This is a genomic window from Enterococcus sp. 3G6_DIV0642 (assembly GCF_002140635.1).
Taxonomy (GTDB): Bacteria; Bacillota; Bacilli; order Lactobacillales; family Enterococcaceae; genus Enterococcus_D; species Enterococcus_D casseliflavus.
In genome coordinates this window covers 361,969-386,665 of sequence record NZ_NGLH01000001.1, presented here as the reverse complement: position 1 = coordinate 386,665, position 24,697 = coordinate 361,969, and the positions used below count along the sequence as shown (strand labels likewise).

Below are 24,697 nucleotides of genomic sequence, written 5' to 3'. Positions count from 1 at the left end.
TTCATCCTTTGCTTTCTTCAAATTGGACTTCTGCTTCTAAAGGAAAATGATCGGAGGGAAAACGACGATCATAAGAATCCGTTAGACAGGCGGTTTTGACCACCGCGAAGCCTTTCGTATAGATATAATCAATTTCTTCTAGTTCTTGCCATGGTAACGTATAAATAAAATTTTGATAGGAGCCTTTTGGCCCATGATGGGGCTTCTGTCCATGTTCTTTGGCATTTTGAAAATGCTGCTCTAAGTACCGATGCACCCGCTCCGTTGGCTCCGCATTCAAGTCGCCCATCAGCAATACAGGATAACGTTCGATCTGATCTGCCAGCTGCTCAAGGATCACTTTCATCCCTTCAAAACGAGCCATTTCTGAAATATTATCTAAATGAGTCGTGATAGCAAGAAACGGCGGATTCTTTTTTTCCTGCAAGATTGCCCAAACACATAATCGTGAATACGCAGCTTCTGGATGAATACTTGGTTCAGTCGGTGTCAATGACAACCAAAACGAACCTGAAGCTAATAACTCGAAAGTATCTTTTTGATAATACAGTCCGATGCCTTCGCCTAAGCCATCCCCGTCACGTTCAGCCGTGACGGAAGCATACTGCGCTAACTTTGCTAAATCTGCAAATTGGCTGGGACGAGCTTCTTGGATCGCCAGAACATCCCAGTCGTAGTAATCGATCAAGGAGCAGACCGCCTCCGATCGATAGTGCCATTGCCATTCTTGGTCATAGTCGGTATCGACTCGTAGATTATAGGTTGCTGCTTTCATCTGCATTCATTTCCTTTGAGTAATTTTGTGATTTGCTGCATCTCACGACGGATTTGTTTCGCTTCGCCGCCGCCATGCCCTTTATTTAAGTAAATACGCAATTCTTTCGGTCCAGGAATCTTTTTATAGGAAACGAAGAAATCTTCCATGGGACAGATGGGATCAGCACTGCCGACCGATGTATAAACAGGACCAGTTATCTGATGAGCAAAATACTTCAAATCAAAATAACTCATGACTTGATAGATCGTTTCCCGCGTTTCTGGAAATTGTTCGATATACTCTTGAATCACCTGGTAACTTCCTGTTTTTTGTTCGATCCGATGGACAAGATTGGAGTGGCTTGGCACATCGGCAAACGTCGCAAAAATCGGGACGTTCGTTAATGCGTTGACCAATAAGGCGATGCCGCCTCCTTGTGAGCCGCCTCTTAAAATAATGCGCTGCGGATCGATTTCCGGTATCTGTTGAAGGACTTCTAGTGTGCGCAAACTATCTGCGACCAATCGCTTCATATAAAAATCTTCTTTTTTCAAGATGCCGCGTCCAAAAGGTGCTTCATGCTGCGTGGTTTCATAGGGAACCTGATCTTGCGTGCGTCCCCCTTGTCCGCGATTGTCGATGACAAGACAGCCGCAGCCGATCAATAACCAATGAGCAAATTGGAACGGTTCTTGCACATGATTCATATAGCCTAAAAAATCAATCACGATTGGACAATCTGCCGCTTGTTCTGGCAGCAGCAGATGCCCATAGATCGTTTCATTATCAAGACTTTGAAAAGAAATCGTAAAACAATCAATCCCTTTCAGCAAAGGCGCTTGTTTGGTTCTTTCAAAGGCTAGCGGAAGGGTGTCAAGTTCTTGTTGGACCGAAGCCCAAAAATAGGATCGATCCGTCGCTGTGGATTCAGTCATTTGTCTCTTCCCCCTTCGCTAATACTTTATTGAAAAACAACACTTGGACAAAGGCTGAGCCTGAGATCCCTAAACAAACAAATAAGAATAGGTTCACTTTGCTGCACAATACAAAGACAAGAATGGGGATCACCAATAAAATGATCGCATTCGCCGTACTGCTAAGAACCGCATAGGCCGTTTCTTTTGCTGTTTCTTGCAATGATTGGGCAAACAAGCTGTACAAGAGAACGAACACGACGAGATACAGCGCAGCCAAGCTGACGAGGATCACGGCTAAAACGCCAAAGTAAGGTGTAATCATCATCAAGGAATAGATCAACCCAGCAAAGACTGCGACATACGCAATAATAAGACCTTCTAAGAAGAGCCCACGTTTGAGGTTGCTTAAGAATGCTTGCTTGTATCGCTGCCAAATCGGGACATCCCGTTCCTTGTACAATTGATCGATCGTCTGATACAGCGCGATCAATGCTGGTCCTGCGAGAATCAGCGTCATTGCTGGAATCATAAAGAGAAAACTAACAATGATCATATCTGCTAAAAAAGCAAAGACCCGATAGTACCATCCTTCATAAGAAAATAGTCGATTCATTATGATCCTCCAATCAAAACTTGCTGATTTGTGCTGCGGGTGCTACGTAAACTTGTTTCTTGCCTTCTTGTGAATTTGGGTCGTTTCTCAACGTACAGTTTTCTGGGTTGCAGGTTGCATGTCTCACTACGTGAGCCAATCGCAGTGATTCTTTGTATGGACACTACGCTCCCTGCAGTCGCCTAGTACTTTGAAACATCAGATTTTGCGCAAAGTGCGCGCAAAACCTGTGTTTCTTTGGTTGGTCACTACGATCCTTACAGTCGCCTAGTACTTTTCATCATCTGCTCTGTCTCACTACGTGAGCCAATCGCAGTGATTCAAAGCAAAGGAGAGGAAAGGTCTTTTTTTTGGCTTCCTTTCCTCTCCTATGGGGGTTATTTTAGTCGTTCGCGGTTTTCGGCCATTTTTTCAGTTTTAATGTCTTTGATTGCATCCCAGTTGTTTGAATCTAAGAAGCTTTCAAAGTCGGTTAGTGTGCTGTCAAATGTTCCTTCATCTTTTGAACGGATCAGTGAGATGATCGTGCTGTTGATTTTGGTTTTGATGGCTGTGTTTGAACGTGCTTCAGCAGTTCCAGCATCTGGATCCGTATTTTCGATCACAAAGTGTGGATACAATTTGCCTTCGCCCCACTCTTGCATTTGAGTCAACGCATTTTCGGTTTTGACTTTCAGTGCATTGACACGGTCATTGTTAAAGTAGTTGAAACGGCTGATACCATATTTTTTGTTGTAGCCTTCGTTGTCGGTTTGTTCCATTTCTTTGATTTCTGGCAAGTAATCGATTTTGCCTTCATCGTTGTATTCATACGTCACGCCTTCAACACCGAATTTTGTCAAAATTTGTCCTGGTTCATCGATCAAGTACGTGAAGAGTTGGGTTACTTTTGCTGGATCCGCCGCATCTTTTGTGATGTAGTTGATCAACCAGCCAGAGATTCCTGTTTGGTTCAAGGTTGCTTCACGACCAGACGTGCTGGCAGGGCCATCGATTGCGATGTAGCGTGTGTCAGAGTTTTTCATGAATTCAGTGAAGTTCCCACCTTGTCCGCTCGTTCCTGCGACTAAGATCGTTGCATAGTCCCCTTGTTTTACTTTTTCATCATAGGTTGGACCGTCATCGGTAAAGCTGTCATCACTGATGTTGCCGTCACGATACACTTGATTGAAGGTTTTCAACCATGAGATATATTCTTCATCTAAATTACGGTCGTAGAACGCACCATCTTCATCTTCTAATGGAACACCTAAGAAATCTTGCAATTTATCTAAGAATGGTCCTGCTGTTTCGCCGATCGTTGTGAAGCCCATTGGTGTCAAATCAGGGAATTTCTCGCTGATTTCTTTCATGACTTTCACATAGTTTTCTGGCGTCGAAACATCTGGTTTGCCTAATGCTTCATAGACATCTTCACGGATCACAAAGTTGTCGTTGACGGGAATATTGCCGCTTTCGTAGTCTGCTGCTGTGTTGGAATAGTTTGGATAGCCATAAGTTTTGCCATCATCTAAAGCAAACCATTTGAAGGTATCTTCGGTCACGACATTCATCAAATACGGATCGTATTGTTCCGCTAAATCGTTCAATGAGTATGCCCAGCTATCAGCTTTTGTGGCTGCTTGGCTGGTTTTATCCATCAACGTCACGATATCTGGCATATCACCACTTGAAATCAAAGCATTTAATTTCGAATCATCCCCTGAAATAAATTCAATATCAATGTTCAAATCTTTTTTGATTTGGGCTGTCGTCACATCTTCACCAAATGGCAAAGCTGTCCAGTCTGAATTGATGTACCATGTGATCTTGGTTGGTTCTTCTTTGGTATCGAGTTTCCATGCTGGTGTCTTTTCATCTAACTCATACCGATCTTTGATAGAAAAATCCGAACTGCTGGCATTGTCTGAGCTGCCGCCACATGCTGCTAAGCTGAGTAATGCTGATGCTGCCAATAAACCGCCTACTACTTTTTTCATGTCTATCCCTCTTTCTATTCTTTTACTGCACCGGCCATCATACCGCCGATAAAGTGTTTTTGAAGCAATGGATATATAATTAAAATTGGCACTGTCGTGATGACGATCGTAGCCAACTGAACCCCACGGGTCGTTGCTTGGACGATAAAGTCGGTACTACCGCTTTCAGTCATCGTACTCAAGTTGGATTGGACGATGATTTCATAAATCTTCATTTGCAGCGGATAGAGATACTCTTTTGTGATATACAGTTTTGTCGTCATAAAATCGTTCCATTGGCCAACCCCGTTGAACAAGATGATGGTTGCCAAGGCCGGTTTCGTTAATGGTAAGAAGATTTTATAGAAGATTTGGAATTCACTTGCACCGTCGATCTTCGCAGATTCTTCGAGTGAAGGCGGAATCTCACGGAAAAAGTTCATTAAAATCACGACATCATAGTAGCTGAACAAGGCTGGAATAATGTAGACCCAGAAAGAATCCAGTAATCCTAGCGAGCGAATCAGCAAGTACGTTGGAATCATCCCACCACTGAAGTACATGGTGATGACCCCCATCGTTGTATAGATGTTGCGGCCGACCAAGCGTGATTTACTTAATCCGTAAGCCACGATCGCACAAAACAAGGTATGGGTCGCAGCCCCAAGAACCGTTTTTAACACTGAGATCAAGAAGGCACGGGGGATACTTGCGTCAGAAAAAACTTTCCGATAGTTTTCCCAGGTAAAGCCTTTGGGCCATAACACGAGGCCGTTGCCCGCTAATCCAGAACTAGAAGACACGGAGGAAACCAAGATATTCCAAATCGGTACGATGATCATCAATGAGAATAAAATCAAGATCACGGTATTGAAGAAGTAAAACCACGTGTTTTCTTTTGCTTTTCTTTTGATCATGTTTTTTCCTCCTATAAGATAACTGAATTGCCGTTGTTCAACTTGCGGGTCACTCGATCCGTGATCACCAATAAGATGACGGAAATGACCGCGATCCCCAAGCCGACAGCAGTTGCATAAGAGAAATCACCTTGCGTCAACCCCATTTTATAAACGAAGGAGTTGATGACTTCTGAACGGTTTTGGTTCTGTGAATTCATTAAAACTAATGTTTGATCTAGGTTTGACCCTAAGATACCGCTCACATTCAGAATCAAGTTTAAGGAGATGATCGGTGTCAGTAATGGCAATGTGATTGAACGAATCTGTCTTAGCTTGCTGGCACCATCGATTCGTGCGGCTTCATAAAACGTTGGATCGATCCGCGACATACCTGCCAAGTAAAGGATCGTTCCCCAGCCGACTTCTTTCCATAGATCAGAAAGGACCGCGATCCACCAATATTTGCTTGGATCCAATAGATGATTGACCCCTTTGTCCATCAATCCTACAGACATCAGCACTTGGTTGATAAAGCCGTTCGTTGACAGCCAAGAAATCATCATCCCACCTAGCACGATCCATGAGAAAAAATGGGGAATGTATGAAACCGTTTGAATAAATTTCTTCAAGCGGCCATCTTGCATTTCAAAAATCATAATGGCTAACACAATCGGGATCGCAAAACCTAAACCTAATTTCAATAAGCTGATGGCTAACGTATTTCTAACCGCTTCCCAGAAAAAACTGTCATTCATAATGATACGGAAATTCTCTAACCCGACCCATGGTGCTGATGAAATCGTGTCAATCACCGTATAGTTTTTGAAAGCGATTATAATTCCGTAGATCGGAATATAATTAAATACGATCATAAATGCCACGCCGGGAAAAACCATCCAGTGAAGCTGCCGTTGACTATAAAACTTTTGCAGTTTACTCATACACAAAATCTCCTTCTTTCTATCCTCGCAACACTACCTATATCTCCACATTTTGGTGAAACGTTTCTACAAAAAGATTATATCCGCTGCCAATCGAAAATGCAAGCCTTTCCAATTATTTTTTTCAGCTTTTCTTTTTTCACAAATTTCGTTGGGTTCCTCACAAATAAAAAAGCTTTCATATCAGCTTTTTCAGAAGAAATCATTTTTACAAACATTTCCTTTTAATCAAATTTCACAAATATTGTATTTTTCCACATCGATTAATTCATAGAAATCATTAAAAAATAAAAAGAAACGTTTCACCAAAAGCACAAAAAAGCAGCAATCATCGTTGATTGCTGCTTCGTTCTATTCACTTCTTTGGGGATAGCCAAAATGGTCATAGGCTAACGGCGTTGCGATCCGCCCACGCGAGGTGCGTTTCAAAAATCCTTTTTGGATCAAAAACGGTTCGTACATATCTTCCACTGTTTCGGTTTCTTCCCCGATATTGACAGCGATCGTACTTAATCCCACCGGGCCGCCTTGATACAATTCGATCATCGTGCGGATCAATTTCTGATCGATATAATCCAAGCCAGCATGATCGACTGCCAAAAGCGCCAATGCCTGGTCAGCAACGGTGCGATCGATCAACCCATCCGCTTGCACTTGCGCATAATCGCGAACTCGTTTAAGCAAACGGTTGGCGATCCGTGGAGTGCCTCGGGATCTGCGGGCGATTTCGATCGCCCCTTCTTCCACGATATCCGTTTCAAAGATCGACGCAGTCCGCTGCACGATCTCTTTTAAATCATGGTCTTCATAATATTGCATATGAGAAATGATCCCGAAGCGATCCCGTAGTGGCGCCGAGAGCATCCCCGCCCGCGTCGTTGCGCCGACTAAGGTAAATGGCGGGAGCGGAAAATGAACTGGGTGAGCCGTTGTCCCTTGCCCCACCATGATATCCACATAAAAATCTTCCATTGCCGAATAAAGCATTTCTTCGGCGACACGAGGCAAGCGATGGATCTCATCGATAAACAGAACATCCCCCGGCTGCAGCTCATTCAAGATCGCAATCAAATCCCCTGGTTTTTCGATCGCAGGACCGCTGGTCGTCTTGATTTGGACCTGCATCTCGTTGGCGATCACCATTGCCATCGTTGTTTTCCCTAAGCCTGGCGGACCATATAAGAGGACATGATCCAACGCTTCTTCTCGATTTTTCGCCGCTTGGATATAAATCGAAAGCTCCTGCTTGACTTTGTCTTGTCCGATATATTGGGCAAGGGTTTGCGGACGCAAGGATTTTTCGATGATCTCTTCTTGTTCTGTGCTTTCTGGCGAAACAATTCGTTCATCCATCGTCTACTTGCTCCTTACTTTTTCATCATCAATCGGAGAGCTTCCCGCAAGTACTCATCCGTCGATTTTGTGGTATTCGCCGCTAATTGTTTTTCGGCTTTCTTGACTTCTTTTTCGCTATAACCCAATGCTTTCAAGGCTTCCATCGCTTCATCTAAAGCAGTCGTTGCTACGCTTAGAGGAACGATCGCTTCTTCTCCAACCAGTTCAGCCACTTTGCCTTTCAAGTCTAGGATCATTTGCTGCGCCGTCTTTTTACCGACACCTGGGAACTTAGTCAAATAATTGACGTCCCCATTTTCGACTGCCGTGATCAACCCTGTATGGTCTTCATTGGCCATGATTGCTAACGCACTCTTTGGTCCAATACCTGAGACACTGATCAATTTTAAAAACAACTGCTTGCCCTCGATCGTGGCAAAGCCGTAGAGACTATGAGCATCTTCACGAATCACTTGGTGCAGATAGATTTTTACTTCTTGGTTCAACTTGCCGCTAAATGAATACGGATTTCCAAAAGCGATCTGATAGCCGATGCCATGGGTCTCAACGACGATATACGCCGGAAAGATATCCGTTACTTTTCCTATGATATATTCGTACATGTGCTTTCCTTTCTGTACATACGTTCCCTTTATTGTAGCACAGACGAGAGGGCAAAAAAAGGACTGTGAACGAAGGAAAAGGCTTAGCAGGAAACAAACGGAGGAAAAACCGTTGTTTCAGTCGCATTTTTTCAAACGAGACATGCTGCTGCGTCTTTTTTTCGCACACAGTTCCTAATACTTACTCAACGAGTGATTTGAATTCGCCATAGCCTTTTTCATCCATTTCTGCTAAAGGGATGAACTTCAATGCTGCCGAGTTGATACAATAGCGCAAACCGCCTTTGTCCTGAGGACCGTCTGAAAAAACATGTCCTAAATGAGAGTCAGCTTCTTTGCTGCGGACTTCTACCCGATGCATGCCGTGAGAAAAATCGGCTTTTTCTTGAATATATTGGCGACTGATCGGTTTCGAAAAGGACGGCCAGCCACAACCTGCGTCATATTTATCAGTAGAAGCAAACAATGGTTCTCCGTTGACGATATCAACATAGATCCCTTTTTCATAAAAATCATCATACTCGCCAGTAAAGGGGCGTTCGGTTGCATTTTCTTGGGTCACCGCATATTCGATCGGTGACAATTTTTCTTTTAATTCTTTTTTATCTGTCATTTTTTCACCTGCTTTTCCTCTAGACTCATCCTGTATGCTCTATCATGCCTTTTTTCTTAGCGAATGTAAAATGACTTGCTCAAATTGCTTAAGGGTTTTGCAGCTTTTGCCAACGAGTCGTTGGTTCCACAAAATGGTAAAAATGCGGTTGGTCTTTTGTATAGATTTCTTCGGTTAAGACAGCTTCTGGCAAGTTGCCAAACAACCCAGCCGCAAAAAAATAGGTGTGTGCTTCTTTGAGGTAAAAGAACAGGCTCGAGCCGCATTGACTGCAAAATCCTCGCTGTGCCCACTCAGAAGAATCGTAACGTCGCAGCCACTTCGCTCCTTGAAGAGTCATCTGGTCCTCAGCGCATGGCGCAAGAGCAAACATCGGTCCGCCGTGAAATTTCTGGCAGAGACTACAATGACAAACCGTGATTTCTTTCGCAACTCCCGTCAAGTTGATCGTGACTTTGCCGCAAAGACAACTACCAGAAACATCCATCCTTATTCCTCCTCCGTAAACTCTTGCAACAACTGATAGACCGTAGCGACAGGAAACCCTACGATCGTATAAAAATCGCCGTTTATCGATGAGACAAATATTTTGGCCGCCCCTTGGATCCCATAGGCGCCCGCTTTGTCTTGGTACTCATCTAAGACAAGATACTTGTCGATCTCTTGATCCGTCAAAGGACGAAACACAACTTCCGTCGAAACCACTGCTTCGCGTTGCTGTTTGCCTTTTTGCAAAACGACGGCGGTATGCACCCAATGGGTACGTCCGCTCATTTTTCGCAACATCGACCGAGCATCTTTACGGTCGACTGGCTTTCCTAAGATCTCTTCACCCACCACGACCGTCGTATCGCTCGCGATCACCAGATCTTCAGGATAGGTTTGCGCAATAGCCGCCGCTTTTTCGGCTGCCATCCGTTGGACATAAGGGATCGCCGTTTCGTTTGGTCGGACCGACTCGTCGATATCCGCTGGTATGACCGCAAATTCCGAGACTAACTCCGCTAATAATTCTTTGCGCCGCGGCGACTGTGAAGCTAAAATAATCATTCCATGCCACTCCTTGCTCGATGAGGATCTTGAATTCGTTTGAACATCCGTTCCATGTCGCTGTTGGTAAAATGGATCAGCACCGGACGACCATGGGGACAGTTGAAGGGATTCTCGCATTTCGCTAAATCTTGCAACAAGATCCTAGCTTGTGCTTCATTCAAATAGTGATTGGCTTTGATGGATCGTTTGCAGCTCATCATGATCGCTGTTGCTTCACGAAACTTTTTGACACTGACACTTCCTGTGGTCAATAACATATCGATCATTTCGCGGATGATGGCTTCTTCTTCACCGCTAGGGTACCACGTCGGGTGCGCTCGGACGATGAAACTATTGGTCCCAAAAGATTCCAGATGGATCCCGACTTCCGCCAGCTTTTCACTTTGTTCTTGTAATTGCAGTGCATCGCTGTTGGGATAATCCAAAACGATCGGCACCAACAATTCTTGCAGGTCATTGGTCACTTCGCCGATTTTTTCGCGGTAATACTCATATTTGATTCGTTCTTGCGCCGCATGCTGGTCGACGATATATAGACCCGCCTCGCTTTGGGCAAACAAATAGGTCCCATGCATCTGCCCAAAATAATCCAATTGGGGAAAACGCTCCTTCGCTGGTTCTTCTTCCAGTAACCGTTCGACCGTTTTTAGGTAGTTGCGGTCATCCCCATGCATTTCAGGATGCAGAGTCGCTTGACTTTGCAGATCTTGCGCCGTAAGCTCTGGCGTCTCATCTGGGAGAAAGACTGGCGCTTCTGGCAGCGGTGCTTTTGTTCCCATCTGGTCTTCCACAAATGGTTTTCGGACAGGCTTATTTGGCAACGTCTCTTCCAAACTGCGAAAGGTTTCCTCGGTTTCTTCCAACAGGTTTTCGCTAGATTCCTGTGGCATTTCCGGAAGTTTTCCACCTTCCTCCACAGGTTTTTCCACAGAGTTATCCACAGTCTGTTGATAAGTATTGCCCTGCACCTCAAATTTCCCTGTTTCGCGATTATAAGACAACCCAGAAGTCGAATTTCCTGCTGACTCCAGTTCCAAGCCAAGCTGCTGGGCTTTTGGCTGATCGGCCACTTTTTTCTTAAAACGCAGATTGTCAGCCGCGTTAGGAATCAAATTGATTTCCCGCAGCGCCTCATTGATGGCTTTACTGATTAGCTTGGTCAATTCTTCTTCTTTTGACAAACGAACTTCTTGCTTAGTCGGATGAACGTTGACATCGACTAATAAGGGGTCCATTTTGATTTCAAGGACAGCTAATGGAAAACGACCGACCATCAATTTTGATCCGTAACCAGCAACAATTGCTTTATTCAAAGCGAAATTGCGAATATAACGACCATTGATGATCGTGGATAAATAGTTGCGGCTGGCTCGGGTGACTTCTGGCAGTGACACAAAGCCAGTGACTTTAAAGTCGAGGTCCTCAGTATCGATCGCGATCATTTTTTTGGCGGTTTCCACCCCGTAGATCCCTGCGATGGTTTGTTTTAACTGCCCACTTCCAGTGGTGCTCAACATCTTATTGCCTTCATGAACGAGACGAAAAGCCACTTCTGGATGGCTCAGGGCGATCCGATTGACGATATCGCCGATGTTCGCTAGTTCCGTTTGCAGCGTCTTGACATATTTCAAACGTGCCGGTGTATTGTAAAAGAGGTTTTCCACAGTGATCTTGGTTCCTTGCCGCAAGTTGGCAGGCAGATGCTCTTCAACAGCGCCGCCTTTTAAGCGCACAAAGGAGCCTTGTTGGGCGCCTTTGACTGCCGTTTCAATCGAGAGGATCGAAACCGAAGCGATACTAGGCAAAGCTTCCCCGCGAAACCCGAGGGTACGTATTCGAAACAAGTCATCCCGATTGTGGATTTTACTGGTAGCGTGGCGTTTAAAGGCAGTCAAGACATCTTCTTCTGCAATTCCTTCGCCATTATCGATGACTTGGATTTTACGCAAGCCCGCTTCTTCAATAAAAATATCGATTTGGGTACTGCCGGCATCCACGGCGTTTTCAACTAATTCTTTGACGACAGAAGCCGGTCGCTCAACGACTTCTCCTGCCGCGATTTGGTTCGCCAGACGTTCGGATAACTCTTGGATCTTTCCCATCTGCTGACCTTCTTTCTAAATTCGTTTTTGCAGCTCGTACAATGTATTCAGAGCATCCATCGGGGTCATTTCCAACAGATTCAATTTCTTCAATTGATCGATGACGCCGATTTCTTCCATAGATACTTCACTAAACAACGACAACTGCTGACTTTCTTCGACGACGGGTTTTGGTTGTACCGTCGGTTCATGTTCTTCCAGCGCTTTTAAGATCGTGGCTGCGCGCTGTAAGAGTGCACTTGGCAGTCCAGCGATTTTGGCTACATGGATCCCATAGCTTTTATCTGCGGGCCCTTCCATCATCTTATGCAAGAAGACGACTTCGCCTTCTTTTTCAACGGCACCAACATGGACATTGCGCAAGTGCGCCAATTCCTCATCTAAAACCGTCAGCTCATGATAATGGGTGGAGAAAAGTGTTTTGGCATGAACTTCTTTGTGGATATATTCAATAATGGCTTGTGCCAATGCCATCCCATCATAGGTCGCAGTCCCACGCCCTAACTCATCAAACAAAATCAAGCTGTTAGGCGTTGCATGACGCAGCGCTTGGTTGGCTTCCATCATCTCCACCATAAACGTACTTTGACCGGCGATCAGGTCATCGCTGGCACCGATGCGAGTAAAGATCCGATCAAAAATCGGCATCTCTGCAGATTGTGCGGGTACGAAACAGCCGATCTGCGCCATAATGACTAGCAAGGCAAACTGCCGCATGTACGTACTTTTCCCAGACATATTTGGGCCTGTGATCAACAAGATCTCTGTTTCTTCATCCATCACGATACTATTCGGAATGTACTCTTGGTGACCAAGGACTTTTTCCACTACAGGATGACGGCCGTCGATGATCGATACCGCTCGTTTTTTCGCTACTGTCGGCCGCACGTATTGGTAGCGTTCCGAAACTGTGGCGAAACTTTGTAAGACATCGACCGCACTGACGGCTTTGGCTAACTTTTGTAGACGGGTGATACTCTTTTTCACTTCTTCACGGACGTCAAGAAACAGGCGGTATTCCAAATCCACCGATTTCTCTTCGGCTTCTAAAATCAAAGTCTCCAGTTTTTTCAACTCGGGGGAAATAAACCGTTCCGCATTGGCTAACGTTTGCTTGCGCTCGTAGCGAGAGGTATCTAAATTCACTAGATTGGCTTTCGTGATCTCAATGTAATAGCCAAAGACGCGGTTGAACCCAACTTTCAGGTTTTTGACTCCCGTCGCTTGGCGTTCGTTGGCTTCTAATTCCGCCAGCCATTGCTTGCCGTTACGCATCGCTGTACGGTATTCATCTAATTGTTGATGGAACCCGTCTTTGATGATGTTGCCTTCTGTGATCTGTAACGGGGCATCTTCATCGATCGCCGCTTCGATCAGTGCAACCAAATCATCTAGGGGCGTTAATTCCAGCAGCAAGCCATTCCACTCGCCACGGTTGATGCCTTGCAGCAATTGCGCGATCAGAGGCACTTGCTCCAAAGAAGATTTCAACTGCAGCAAATCGCGGCCATTGACATTTCCGAAGGCGACCCGTCCGACTAAGCGTTCCATGTCATAGACTTTCGTCAACGCTTCTTGCAGATCTGCTCGCTCAAAGAAACTGTCCAGTAACGATTGGACCATTTCTTGGCGGGCAGTGATTTTCTTTGGCTGGATCAAGGGACGGTCCAACCATTGCTTTAACAAACGGCCACCCATTGCGGTTTTTGTCTCGTCCAACAACCACAAAAGAGTCCCTTGTTTTTTGCCAGTTCGAATCGACTGCGTCAATTCTAAGTTGAATTTGGAATAATGATCCATTTTCAAGGCATGATCGGGCTGATATTCCACGGCTTGTTGAATATGCGCTAAACTGCGTTTTTGGGTGATCGCCAAATAACTTAGCAACTTCCCTGTGACTACTTTTTCTAACTCTTGGGAGAGAGGTTCTGTTAAAAATTGAAATTCGGCATTTTTTTCCAACGTTTCTTGCTTAGAAAACACGACATTCAAGCGATTGGTCAGTGTTGTTTGCAATGACTCAGGGATCTCGCTGCACAAAACGACTTCTTTCGTTTGCAGAGCGGCGGCCTCATTGACGACAGCTTCTTCATCTTCCAATTGCGCTGCTTTTAATTCACCGGTACTTAGATCGACATAGGCAAAGCCAAAACGCTCCCCTTGCTGCAAAACAGCTGTCAAAAAGTTGTTTTCTTTGGCGGATAGGCCTTTGCTGTCCATCACCGTTCCCGGCGTGATCAGTTGAACGACTTCGCGTTTGACCATTCCTTTGGTGGTTTTTGGATCTTCCACTTGCTCACAAATCGCTACTTTGTAGCCTTGCTCGATCAAGGTGTCGATGTAATTGCTGGCAGCGTGGTAAGGCACCCCACACATAGGGATCGGTTCCTCCGCATTTTTGTTGCGGCTGGTTAACGTCAGTTCTAAAATTTGTGCTGCCTTGACAGCATCCTCATTAAATAATTCATAGAAATCCCCTAAACGATAGAATAAAAAAGCATCTTGGTACTGAGCCTTGATGCTTAAATACTGTTCCATCATCGGGGTATTTTTAGTTTTTTGAGGCATTGGTTTCATCCTCCTCGATGGCTTTATTCATTTTCTTTTGGATCTCCGTCGTGACATATTGCAGCAATTCATCTGCTTGCAGTAACGCTTGGCGATAAGCAACCACTAAAGGATGCTGCTCGTATTCGTTTGTCAATGACGCATAACGCTGCTCGGCAGCTTTTTTTGCTTCGGGTTTCTCATAATGCTCAAATTGAACGATTTCTTTTTGCGCTTGCTTCAGCGCTGCTTCCAGCTCCAATAGCCCTTGGTTTTGCAAGGCTCGTGCTTGAATTTCTTGAAATTCTTGAACGATCGGATGATCAGACAAGAGCCTTTGCAAAGCAGCCAGCTCTTGGGCAACGTGTGGTTCCTTGGCTAATTGCTCTTCCATGCTTCTCCTATTCTGTAAATGGGCGATCTTCACTGATTTGAATCGGACGGATCGATTTTGCTTTACCAGTGGCTTCATCAATCTCAAGCAAGCAAGCCGACAAAATACTGCGGCCTTTTTCAATCACTTCAAACCGTTGCGGCAACGCCGTCAAAAATTTTTCAATGACTGGTTCGCGTTTCATCCCCAAGATCCCATCATAAGGACCAGTCATGCCGACATCTGACAAATAAGCTGTTCCTTGGGGCAAAATCCGCGCATCATTGGTCTGGACATGGGTATGCGTGCCGACGACTGCCGAAACACGGCCATCCAAATACCAGCCCATCGCTTGTTTTTCGCTGGTGGTCTCCCCATGAAAATCCACAAAGATAAACGGTGTACGTTTGCGGGCAATCGCAACCAGTTCATCCATTTTGCGAAACGGATCATCAAGGTCTACCATGAACGAGCGAGCTTGCATGTTGATTACCGCTAATTCAATGGTGTTGACTTTCACAAATACCATGCCGACGCCCGGTGTTCCCTCTGGAAAATTGGCTGGACGAATCATTTTCTTCGCATCGCCAATAAATTCAAAAATGTCACGGTTGTCCCATGTATGATTGCCTAATGTCACGACATCGACACCATCTTGCAAAAATTTCTTATAGATTTTACCAGTGATCCCACGACCCGCCGCAGCATTCTCGCCGTTTGCGATCGTCACCTGTGGCCGATACGCCTTTTTTAATTTTGGAAGGTACTCCGTGATTGTTTCTCTTCCTAATGAACCAACTACATCTCCAATGAATAATACCCGCACACATTTTTCCTCTTCTCTTTTAGCTTCTTTTCTATTATAAGGGTTTTGGTCCAGAAAAAAAAGGTTCTTTCACTTGCGGTTCTTCCCTGCAGCAGAACAAAAAACACGCTAGACTCTTTCGCATCAGTCTAGCGTGTCGCTTAATTCTCTTAGGAAACAGTGGTGTCCTCTTGTCCTACCTGTTCTACGATCGCCACGATCAAATCACGGGCTTTTTCCATCGCTTCCACGGTAATAAATTCATACTGGCCATGGAAGTTTTCACCGCCGACAAATAAGTTCGGTGTTGGGATCCCTTTATAGGTGATTTTCGAGCCGTCGGTCCCGCCACGAAACGGTGCTTCGATCGGCGTCACGCCAATCGCTTGCATCCCTGCTCGGGCAGCTTCGATACTGCGGGGATCTTTCTTGATCAAATCCCCCATATTGTAATATTGGTCATACAGCGTATAGGTGATACGTTCTTGCCCATAGGCTGTGTTCAGTTCATCAATGATCCCCGCGATGTTGGCTTTTCGCTGTTCAAAAAGCGTATGATCGTGATCACGAATGATATAAGAAACTTCTGCTCGACCAATATGTCCCGTCAAATTGTGCAGCAGGTAGAAGCCTTCATACCCGCGGGTGCGTTCAGGAACTTCCTCTGCTGGTAAGGCATCATCGATTTGATGCGCGATTTTCAAGGCGTTGACCAAACGACCATAGGCAGTCCCAGGATGCACACTCGTACCGTCGATCGTTATATCGATACGAGCCGCATTAAAGGTTTCATACTCCATATGGCCCACGCGACCACTGTCCATCGTGTAAGCAAATGCCACTGGAAAATCCGCCGCATCAAAGCGATCAGCGCCAGTCCCGATCTCTTCGTCAGGACCAAAAGCGACCCAGACATCGCCACGCTTATGCGCATCCATCGTTTGTAAGATCCGCAGCGCATCAATGATCTCTGCGATACCAGCTTTATCATCTGCACCCAGCAGGGTCGTTCCATCTGTTGTGATCAACGTTTCGCCGACATAGTCTTTGAGATTAGGAAATTCAGCAGTTGTCATATAAATGGCTTTTTCTTTATTTAAACAAACATCCTTGCCATCGTAATTTTCATGGATCTGCGGTTGAATATTTTCAGCTTCGAAATCTGCCGTATCTACATGGGCAATAAAGCCAATCGCCGTTTTTTCAGGATTGCCAGGTAGACGTCCGATCACAAAACTATTCTTTTCGTAGTAAGCAACATCCGCTAGCCCCATCTCGCTCAACTGATCTTTCAATAAAAGAGCCAACTCAACTTGTCCCTGCGTCGTTGGGATGGTCTGACTCGTCGCATCCGAGCGAGTATTCATTTTTGCATAGGTCAAAAAATCCTTTAAGATTGCTTTCAATTCTGCACGTCCTTTTTCTTCAATTCTTCTACTATCTTTATAACGACAGGGGACGATTGTCCGTTTCGTGGATCACTTGTCGAAAATCAGCAAAGCCAGCTGCTAACCCGCGCAGCAAGATCTCTGCCGTTCCCATATTGGTGGCTAAAGGAATCTCGTACACGTCTGACAAGCGAATCAATGCCGTTACATCTGGTTCATGGGGTTGTGCGGCTAAAGGATCGCGCAAAAAGATCACCATGTCCAAGTCATCTTGCGAAATCATGGCGCCAATTTGTTGATCTCCTCCCAGTGGTCCTGATTTGTAGCGGTGGACAGGCAACTGGGTTGCTTCTTCGATCCTCTTCCCCGTAGTTCCTGTTGCGAAAAGTTCATGCTGCGCTAAAATTTCTCGATAGGCAGTCACTAATTTTACCATTACATCCTTTTTTCGATCATGAGCAATCAATGCGATTTTCATTTGCTGCATTCCCCCTTTTTTCTATTGTACCAATTTATTTTCTTTTCGACCGAGAAAAAACAAAAAAACATAGCACAGATGCCGCAAATCGACTGTGCTATGTCTAAAGGATTCCTTTTTAAATCAGTTGTAATTTTTTCAAGGCTAACCAGATGCCATCTTCATCATTGCTAGCAGTCACCATATCTGCGACTTGTTGGATCTCAGGGACCGCATTGCCCATTGCCACACCGACACCTGCGGCAGTCAGCATTTCACGATCGTTTTGGCCATCACCAAAACAGATCACATCTTCTTGTGCTATCCCTAATTGTTCTGCGACACACAGGATCGTTGCTGCTTTGGAGCCTTCTTTTGGAACGACATCCACACTGTTTTCATGCCAACGTACAAAACGCAGTTTGCTGTATTTCTCGTCAAAGAAATGCTCATACTCTTTTCCGTAAAAAGCCAATGCTTGATAGACTTCTTTTTCTTCAGGAAAGTCCATGTCCAACTCAGGAAGTTGGGCACCAAAGGAATGCATCGCTGCTTCCATTTTAGCAATATCCAACGAAGACGCTCGTTTCGCTGTATCCATCCCGACAAATGCCGTATCGATCCCAAGCTCTTGGGCTTCTGCCACGAAAGCAGCCAATTGCGTTTCATCGAGCAAATTTTTATACACCTGCTGATGCGAAAGAAAGGCGGCTGCCCCATTACATAAAATGTAATTATCAAAGGACAACGAACGAATAATGTCTTGGGCGTGAAAACGACTGCGCCCAGTGGCAACGGTCACGAAATGGCCAGCATCTCGCAGAAGGTCAAGGGCTTTTAGCGTACTGTCTAGTGGCTGTTTGTTCGAGTCAAGCAAGGTTCCATCAATATCAAAGGCAAAGAATTTCCGATTCATAAAAGGTTAAGGCTCGCTTTCTATTAAGAAGTAACTAAGATTTTGGTCTTGGTTGCGGTCATTTTTACAAAAAACAGCAAGAAAAACCGTACATACTTATTCTTAACACAAATGACCGCTGATTTCAACGCTCCGTTAAGGGATGATAGCTTCTTCCTAGAGAAATGTTAGAGAAAAGAAAAAAAGAAGCATCGCTGCTTCTTTTTGTAGGTTCTGATTAGTCGACATAGGTCGATTTTGAGTTGTTCAACCATGCATAGCCAAGTCCCATGACCAAGCCACCGCCGATATAGTTACCGATAAAGGCAAAAACTAAATTATGGATCACACTGCCGACAGTCATGCCTGCCAAGTGTCCGCCTGAAGCCCAGAAAGCTAAGGTAAACGCTGGGAAGTTAGCGATGACGTGTTCGAAGCCTAAGAAAGCAAAGATAAAGATGATGAAAATGATTGCTGCGACTTTTCCAGCATCGTCTTTCATCCGCATGCTTACCAACACGGCTGTGTTTACCACGATATTAGCGAACATCGCTTCCACTAAAATTTGGATAGTGGATTTTTCTAATTTTGCAGTGATCGAGGTCAGCATAAAGTTGTCTGCGGTCAGCCCTTGAAAAGGTCCCGTTAGCGCAACGATCGAGCCGAAGATCACCCCGCCGATCAAGTTGAATAAGACACACGTAAGCAAAATTTTCAATGCCAAAGGAATACTTAGACGTTTACGGTAAACCCCAACAGTCATATACAACATATTCGATGTTCCTAATTCTGCGTTCATATAAAGAATCATGACTAAAGACCAGCTAAACATAAATGCATACAAAATTTTTCCTAACCCGTGAACCATTGATTCACCTTTCATAGCGATCGCAAAAGCAATAGCTGTTCCGAGGGTCAAGAATAAACAAGCCATCATCGCACGTACAGCGTAACGCAAATAACTACTCTTGATCAAATCGATTTTCTTTTCTATGGATGAATCGATCTTCTCAAATAATGGGGATACTGGATTCATTTTTCTACTCCTTTTATGAAAAATTTTACTTCGTTATAATTTGCACAATACTTCCATATTCTAATGACGAAATGCTGATTTGTAAAGAGATATTTGAAAATATAAGTAATTAATGAAAAATTTCAAGCTTTGTTTTCATCAAATCCAAAGCCAGCTCCATCTTGACTTTTGCCCCTAGTTTGTCGTATACTATTCCTTGTGTAAAATAATGCAGCAGGAAAATAACAGCTCGTCACCAGTTCGTTGCCCCTCGGGTGCAATTGCGTAACCGCGGCTGCAAAGGTGAAGATTGAAGAACGAACTGCACGAATGTGAGTTTTTCAACGGATTATTTTACTCCAAACTATTTTATTGGAGGAACTAAATTATGTCTCGTTATACAGGACCATCATGGAAAATTTCTCGTCGTTTAGGAATTTCTTTATCAGAAACTGGAAAAGAATTGGCACGTCGCCCATACGCTCCAGGTCAACACGGACCAAACAGCCGTGGCAAAAAATCAGAATACGGCATGCAATTAACTGAAAAACAAAAATTGCGTCATATGTATGGCATGAACGAACGTCAATTCCGTACATTGTTTATCAAAGCAAGCAAAATCAAAGAAGGTAAACACGGTGTTAACTTCATGATCTTGCTAGAACAACGCTTAGATAACGTTGTTTACCGTCTAGGTTTAGCAACTACTCGTCGTCAAGCACGTCAATTAGTAAACCACGGTCACGTTTTAGTTGATGGCAAACGCGTTGATATCCCTTCATACCACGTTGAAGTTGGACAAGTCATCAGCGTTCGTGAAAAATCACAAAACATCTCAACAATCAAAGAAGCAGTTGAAGCAACAGCTGGCCGCGCGTCATTTGTAAGCTTTGACAGCGAAAAATTAGAAGGTTCATTAACTCGTTTACCTGAGCGTGATGAATTGTCTGCAGAAGTTGACGAAGCACTAGTCGTTGAATTCTACAACCAAAAACTTTAAGATTTCAAACGACACGATTCCTTTTTGGAATCGTGTTTTTTTGTGGACTCAACGGATTTACGGATCCTTTAAGAAGACCCTTAAAAAATACCAAAAAAACCGACAATGATACATCGCTGTATTCATTTGCCGGTTTTGTTCCTATTTTAGATAAAGTTCGCAACAGATTCGCCTTCTTCTTGCTTTTGGCGATAATTAAACATGAGCAGCTCTGTTTGGCGACGTTTGAAAATGATCTTTCGTAAGTTTCGTGGCACGAATTTACGAATGTCTTCTTCATTGTACCCCACTTGGAGCTTGTTCTCATCTAAGATAATTGGTCGTTTCAATAAGTTCGGGTATTTTTCGATCAATGAAAGTAACTCTTCTAGCTTCAACTCTTCTAAATCAATGTCTAGCTTTTGGTACACTTTCGAACGAGTAGATATAATGTCTTCCGTTCCATTTTTCGTTAAAGAAAGAATCTCCATTAGTTCATCACTATTTAATGGATCGCTAAAAATGTTTCTCTCTTTAAATGGTAGTTCATTTTCGGTCAACCATGCACGGGCTTTACGACATGACGTACAGCTGGGTGTTGTATATAGTGATATCATTTGTTCATTCTTCCTTTCTCTTTAATGTACTTCGATTTTTTGTCTGGTGCTCAACCTTCGATTTGATCGATCGTTTCCTGTTTGACGATATCGGCGATTCGAATATTGATCTCTTTGACTTTCAAAGAAGTCAAGCGGCTAATTTCTTCTAAGACCACTTCTTGGACTTGCGCAAAGAGTTTGGGGATATCTTTGCCGTAAGCCACGATTACTTCCAAATCAACTGCAACCTCTTCTTTGCCAACTTCCACATCAATGCCAGAAGCGACTTGCGGCTGTTCTTCAAGGTTTTCGGTCATATCTGAAAGAAATCTGCCATTTACACTAATCAAGCCATCAATTGACTGCAAAGCGACACCAACAATTGTTTCAATGACTTTCTCTTCAAAGGACAGTGGACTTGCTTGCGCTGCTTCATTAGACACATTCGTTGTTTGCTGATCGTCAGTCATTTTTCACACTCCTTGGTTAAATAAGAAAGGATACTAGAGACATCGCAAAGTCGCATACACGACCTTGTCTAAAGTGGACATTCCTCTTGGGAATTTTTTTCCCTACCTTTCTAGCATAAATTCTTTTTGTTTTTTTTACAAAGAAAAACACTTGTTTTCGGAATAAATTTATCGTGCAAGATAAAATGAATGCGCTAAAAAAATCTCAAAGCATAATTTTCCTGAAATGATTCGTTTTTCTTGACAAAAAAAAAAAGAAAGCATCTACAACGCTCTCTTTTTTTCGTGTTATTTTGACAAAACTTCCAACGGATCAATCAGTTGGTGTCGCGCTAAACTTGGTGAAAGACTGACTTCAAAATGCAAGTGCGGGCCTGTACTGTTCCCCGTACTTCCCATAGAAGCAATCACCTCGCCTTGTTCGACCGTTTGACCGACTTCCACTAAATTGCGATGATTGTGGGCATACAATGTCGTCAGCCCATCTTTGTGCTCGATGGCAACATAATTTCCCCATGAAGAATGATATTCTGAGCGGATCACCGTTCCTGAAAGACTAGCCATGATTGGCGTTCCTTGTGGTGCGGCGAAGTCCACTCCACGATGAAACCCATTGCCTCGCGGACCAAAGACAGAGGAGACAACTGGATTGCTGACAGGATAGATCATCTTTTCGCTGCCTGTCGGTAATTCTGGTTTCTCTTTGTCATAACTCGTCAGGGCATACGCTTCGATCAGCGCATTCAGCTTCTCATTGTATTGTGTATCTGATGCATAACGTCCGGTCAGATATTCCGTGGCGTCTTCATAAGATTTCGTTTCTGATTTCCAAACACCTTTATAAAAATTCGGATTGTGGTCCAATCCTTCTTTCAACAATTTCGCATAATCTTTCAAAGAAGATTCGATGCTGTCATATTGGCGAAAAGTGGCATGAACTGTGTATAAATTACCAGAGCCATCGTCTTCTTGCGTTTGGAAGGAAATCCCATTCCCTTCATAAAGCCCCTTAATACCAAATAAGTTATAAAAAGGCTCTTGGCTCAGACGGCTTCTTCCGCTGCCAGATTCTAAAATCGCTTGGGCAATCATGACCGATGCGTAAAGATCTTCTTCTTGTCCAACTTTACGGGCATCTTCACCAATCTCCATAATAAAGTCCCACGTTTCTTTGACTGGCGTGACTTCAAATTTTGCTGGCTCATCTTCTTGCGGCGGCGTTACCGTCAACTCTGGTACATTCGGTACTTCTTTGATGTCAGGCGAAGGCTGGCTTGGTGTTGTCTCTGGTTCTGGTTCCGGTTCTGGATTTGGTGCTGGATTTGGTTCTGGTTCTTCTGGTTCTGGCGCCGGCTCAGGTGTTGGTTCTGGTTCTGGATTCGGCTCAGGATCAGGATTTGGTGTCGGCTCTTCTGGTTCCGGTGTTGGTTCTGGTGTCGGGGTTGGTTCTGGCAAAGGTTCTGGTGTTGGCTGTTCAGGAGCAGGTGTTGACTCTCCTGGAACTACTTCGCCGTTTTCTCCTGGTACCGTTGCGGCATCTTCAGGGACCAAGCCCATGGTTGGCCCGTTCACTCCCGGAACCGTTGACTCAGCTGTATTTTGACCTGCAGTAGACTCGTTCGTCAAAACAGATGCCGCAGCCGATACTGGCAGCATTGTTGAAAATTGACTGGTAATAATGGCAATCGCCATCCATTTTTTTATTTTCATTCGTGAACTTTCCTCCTTTATTCCTCCCTCTATCATACAAAAAATGCAAGAAACTTTGTAATCAATTTTTGCATTCCTATATGAAAAAGGAGAAAAACTTGATTTTTCTAATGAACGAATGATCCAAGCCATTCATTTGCTCTCTAGTAAAAATACGCAAAAACAGCTCAATCCCCCTCTTTTCGAGTGTCCAAAACAAAAACAGCAGCGAGCTTCCTCCCTGCTGTTTTGATCTATCTTGACTCTATATCGATATATTCCCGATCGTTTGACACTTCTTTGTAGGCGGGACGCATGATTTTTTGTGCGTTGACCAGCTCTTCGATCCGATGGGCGGACCAGCCGACGATCCGCGCGATAGCAAACATTGGTGTATACAGTTCTTCTGGCAGATCCAACATGTTATAAACAAACCCGCTGAAAAAGTCGATATTGGCACTGACTCCTTTGTAGATTTTGCGCTTTTCATTGATGACTTGAGGAGCAATACGTTCGACCATCGTATACAATTGATATTCTTGCCAAGCTTCTGATCCTTTTTCTTGGGCCAGTTTTGCCACATAATTTTTAAAAATCGCCGCACGGGGATCGTTGTCGCTGTATACCGCGTGGCCCATGCCATAAATCAATCCTTTACGGTCAAACGCTTCTTTATCTAAGACTGCTTCCAAATAGCTGCGGATCGCCTGTTCATCGGTAAGATCAGCAACGTTGCGCTTCAAATCTCCCATCATTTCTGTCACTTTGATATTAGCACCACCGTGTTTAGGCCCTTTCAAAGAACCTAGCGCTGCAGCAATCGTTGAATAGGTATCCGTCCCACTGGAGGTAACGACTCGTGTCGTAAAGGTCGAATTATTCCCGCCGCCATGTTCCATATGCAAAACCAGTGCCATATCCAATGTTTGGGCTTCTTGGAAACTATATTCTTTCGTTGGACGCAGCATAGTCAAAATCGTTTCAGCTGTACTCAACTCTTCGGTCGGGCGGTGGATATACATACTCTCCCCTTGATTGTAATGATTGTAGGCATGATAGCCGTAGATTGCCAAGAGCGGAAAGACACTGATCAGCATCAGACTTTGTTCCAATACATTTTCAATGCTGATGTCATCTGCTTGTGGATCGTAACTTGCCAGTGTCAAGATACTGCGAGATAAGCTATTCATGATATCAGAAGAAGGTGCTTTCATAATGACGTCACGAACAAAATTGGTCGGCAATGTACGTTTTTCTGCTAATAGGCAATGAAAGGCCGCAAGTTCTGTTTTGTTTGGCAGTTCGCCGAAAAGTAATAAATATGCAACCTCTTCAAAGCCAAAGCGTTTTTCATTGACGAACCCTGCAACTAACTCGTTGATGTCAATTCCGCGATAACGCAGCTCGCCACAAGCTTCAATTGGCTTGCCAGCAATGATTTTTTCTGGATAAATGGTGGAGATCGTCGTAAGTCCTGCTAAGACCCCCGTGCCATTTAAATCCCTCAGTCCACGTTTCACATCATATTCTGAATAAAGATTCACATCTATCAAATTGTATTTCTGACATTGCGATGCAAGATAGGACATCTTCTCTTTCTTTTCTAATCTTTCCACGGTGATGTTACCTCCAATCTTTCTACAAACTATCGACTACAATGTTATTTAAC

Annotated in this window: 24 protein-coding genes; 1 reads left to right on the top strand and 23 read right to left on the bottom strand. The window is 44.2% G+C overall.

What is annotated here, in order from left to right; genetic code table 11:
• Nucleotide 1 precedes the first annotated feature (1 nt).
• The 19 genes from A5878_RS01940 to A5878_RS01850 all read right to left on the bottom strand — a co-directional run bounded on the left by A5878_RS01940 (nucleotide 2) and on the right by A5878_RS01850 (nucleotide 19,312).
• Entirely contained in the window at nucleotides 2-781 is a 780-nt protein-coding gene (locus A5878_RS01940) for an endonuclease/exonuclease/phosphatase family protein (RefSeq protein ID WP_086294447.1), read from the bottom strand.
• The gene (locus A5878_RS01935) at nucleotides 772-1,692 is read right to left on the bottom strand and encodes an acetylxylan esterase (protein WP_086294446.1); all 921 of its coding nucleotides are present in this window, start codon (nucleotides 1,690-1,692) and stop codon (nucleotides 772-774) included. The genes A5878_RS01940 and A5878_RS01935 overlap by 10 nt, the downstream gene beginning before the upstream one ends.
• Nucleotides 1,685-2,287, bottom strand: a complete 603-nt coding sequence (locus A5878_RS01930) for a DUF624 domain-containing protein (protein WP_015508834.1) — start codon at nucleotides 2,285-2,287, stop codon at nucleotides 1,685-1,687. The genes A5878_RS01935 and A5878_RS01930 overlap by 8 nt, the downstream gene beginning before the upstream one ends.
• A gap of 377 nt (nucleotides 2,288-2,664) precedes the next feature.
• The gene (locus A5878_RS01925; RefSeq protein ID WP_005227174.1) at nucleotides 2,665-4,266 is read right to left on the bottom strand and encodes a sugar ABC transporter substrate-binding protein; all 1,602 of its coding nucleotides are present in this window, start codon (nucleotides 4,264-4,266) and stop codon (nucleotides 2,665-2,667) included.
• Between the two features lie 14 nt (nucleotides 4,267-4,280).
• A complete protein-coding gene (locus A5878_RS01920; RefSeq protein ID WP_005227173.1) occupies nucleotides 4,281-5,162 on the bottom strand; it encodes a carbohydrate ABC transporter permease in 882 nt (293 codons plus the stop codon).
• An 11-nt stretch (nucleotides 5,163-5,173) separates the two neighbouring features.
• Entirely contained in the window at nucleotides 5,174-6,085 is a 912-nt protein-coding gene (locus tag A5878_RS01915) for a sugar ABC transporter permease (RefSeq protein WP_005232388.1), read from the bottom strand.
• 351 nt (nucleotides 6,086-6,436) lie between these two features.
• Nucleotides 6,437-7,438: a Holliday junction branch migration DNA helicase RuvB gene (gene ruvB / locus A5878_RS01910; RefSeq protein ID WP_005227171.1), complete on the bottom strand. Its 1,002-nt coding sequence runs from the start codon at nucleotides 7,436-7,438 to the stop codon at nucleotides 6,437-6,439.
• Between the two features lie 14 nt (nucleotides 7,439-7,452).
• Nucleotides 7,453-8,043, bottom strand: coding sequence for a Holliday junction branch migration protein RuvA (gene ruvA, locus A5878_RS01905; RefSeq protein ID WP_005232405.1), 591 nt, complete (start codon nucleotides 8,041-8,043; stop codon nucleotides 7,453-7,455).
• Between the two features lie 181 nt (nucleotides 8,044-8,224).
• Complete coding sequence (msrB, locus tag A5878_RS01900; protein WP_086294445.1) at nucleotides 8,225-8,656, bottom strand: peptide-methionine (R)-S-oxide reductase MsrB; 432 nt, start codon at nucleotides 8,654-8,656, stop codon at nucleotides 8,225-8,227.
• An 88-nt stretch (nucleotides 8,657-8,744) separates the two neighbouring features.
• Complete coding sequence (locus tag A5878_RS01895; RefSeq protein ID WP_074535371.1) at nucleotides 8,745-9,143, bottom strand: GFA family protein; 399 nt, start codon at nucleotides 9,141-9,143, stop codon at nucleotides 8,745-8,747.
• A 2-nt stretch (nucleotides 9,144-9,145) separates the two neighbouring features.
• Nucleotides 9,146-9,706 (bottom strand): nucleoside triphosphate pyrophosphatase, encoded by a 561-nt coding sequence (locus A5878_RS01890; RefSeq protein ID WP_074535372.1) that lies wholly within the window; start codon nucleotides 9,704-9,706, stop codon nucleotides 9,146-9,148.
• The gene (mutL, locus tag A5878_RS01885; protein WP_074535373.1) at nucleotides 9,703-11,811 is read right to left on the bottom strand and encodes a DNA mismatch repair endonuclease MutL; all 2,109 of its coding nucleotides are present in this window, start codon (nucleotides 11,809-11,811) and stop codon (nucleotides 9,703-9,705) included. The genes A5878_RS01890 and mutL overlap by 4 nt, the downstream gene beginning before the upstream one ends.
• Nucleotides 11,812-11,826: 15 nt before the next feature.
• Complete coding sequence (gene mutS / locus A5878_RS01880; RefSeq protein ID WP_086294444.1) at nucleotides 11,827-14,379, bottom strand: DNA mismatch repair protein MutS; 2,553 nt, start codon at nucleotides 14,377-14,379, stop codon at nucleotides 11,827-11,829.
• Nucleotides 14,363-14,752 (bottom strand): YlbF family regulator, encoded by a 390-nt coding sequence (locus A5878_RS01875; protein WP_086294443.1) that lies wholly within the window; start codon nucleotides 14,750-14,752, stop codon nucleotides 14,363-14,365. Before A5878_RS01875 ends, mutS begins: the two co-directional genes overlap by 17 nt.
• Nucleotides 14,753-14,759: 7 nt before the next feature.
• Nucleotides 14,760-15,557, bottom strand: coding sequence for a TIGR00282 family metallophosphoesterase (locus tag A5878_RS01870; RefSeq protein WP_010748642.1), 798 nt, complete (start codon nucleotides 15,555-15,557; stop codon nucleotides 14,760-14,762).
• A gap of 149 nt (nucleotides 15,558-15,706) precedes the next feature.
• Nucleotides 15,707-16,942, bottom strand: a complete 1,236-nt coding sequence (pepT, locus tag A5878_RS01865) for a peptidase T (RefSeq protein WP_086294442.1) — start codon at nucleotides 16,940-16,942, stop codon at nucleotides 15,707-15,709.
• Between the two features lie 37 nt (nucleotides 16,943-16,979).
• Complete coding sequence (locus A5878_RS01860; protein WP_008376307.1) at nucleotides 16,980-17,402, bottom strand: methylglyoxal synthase; 423 nt, start codon at nucleotides 17,400-17,402, stop codon at nucleotides 16,980-16,982.
• 118 nt (nucleotides 17,403-17,520) lie between these two features.
• A complete protein-coding gene (locus A5878_RS01855; RefSeq protein WP_086294441.1) occupies nucleotides 17,521-18,297 on the bottom strand; it encodes a Cof-type HAD-IIB family hydrolase in 777 nt (258 codons plus the stop codon).
• Nucleotides 18,298-18,514: 217 nt separating this feature from the next.
• Complete coding sequence (locus A5878_RS01850; RefSeq protein WP_005227159.1) at nucleotides 18,515-19,312, bottom strand: formate/nitrite transporter family protein; 798 nt, start codon at nucleotides 19,310-19,312, stop codon at nucleotides 18,515-18,517.
• Between the two features lie 367 nt (nucleotides 19,313-19,679).
• On the opposite strand from A5878_RS01850, the gene rpsD reads away from it, so the two are divergent.
• The gene (gene rpsD, locus A5878_RS01845) at nucleotides 19,680-20,291 is read left to right on the top strand and encodes a 30S ribosomal protein S4 (protein ID WP_005227158.1); all 612 of its coding nucleotides are present in this window, start codon (nucleotides 19,680-19,682) and stop codon (nucleotides 20,289-20,291) included.
• Between the two features lie 146 nt (nucleotides 20,292-20,437).
• Here the strand turns inward: rpsD and spx are convergent, their stop codons facing one another.
• From spx to A5878_RS01825, 4 genes are all read right to left on the bottom strand, one after another.
• Entirely contained in the window at nucleotides 20,438-20,887 is a 450-nt protein-coding gene (gene spx / locus A5878_RS01840) for a transcriptional regulator Spx (RefSeq protein ID WP_010748641.1), read from the bottom strand.
• Between the two features lie 50 nt (nucleotides 20,888-20,937).
• The gene (locus A5878_RS01835) at nucleotides 20,938-21,339 is read right to left on the bottom strand and encodes an Asp23/Gls24 family envelope stress response protein (protein WP_005227156.1); all 402 of its coding nucleotides are present in this window, start codon (nucleotides 21,337-21,339) and stop codon (nucleotides 20,938-20,940) included.
• A gap of 288 nt (nucleotides 21,340-21,627) precedes the next feature.
• The gene (locus A5878_RS01830) at nucleotides 21,628-23,049 is read right to left on the bottom strand and encodes a peptidoglycan DD-metalloendopeptidase family protein (RefSeq protein ID WP_256925754.1); all 1,422 of its coding nucleotides are present in this window, start codon (nucleotides 23,047-23,049) and stop codon (nucleotides 21,628-21,630) included.
• Between the two features lie 233 nt (nucleotides 23,050-23,282).
• Entirely contained in the window at nucleotides 23,283-24,644 is a 1,362-nt protein-coding gene (locus tag A5878_RS01825) for a citrate/2-methylcitrate synthase (RefSeq protein WP_010748638.1), read from the bottom strand.
• Between the last annotated feature and the right edge of the window lie 53 nt (nucleotides 24,645-24,697).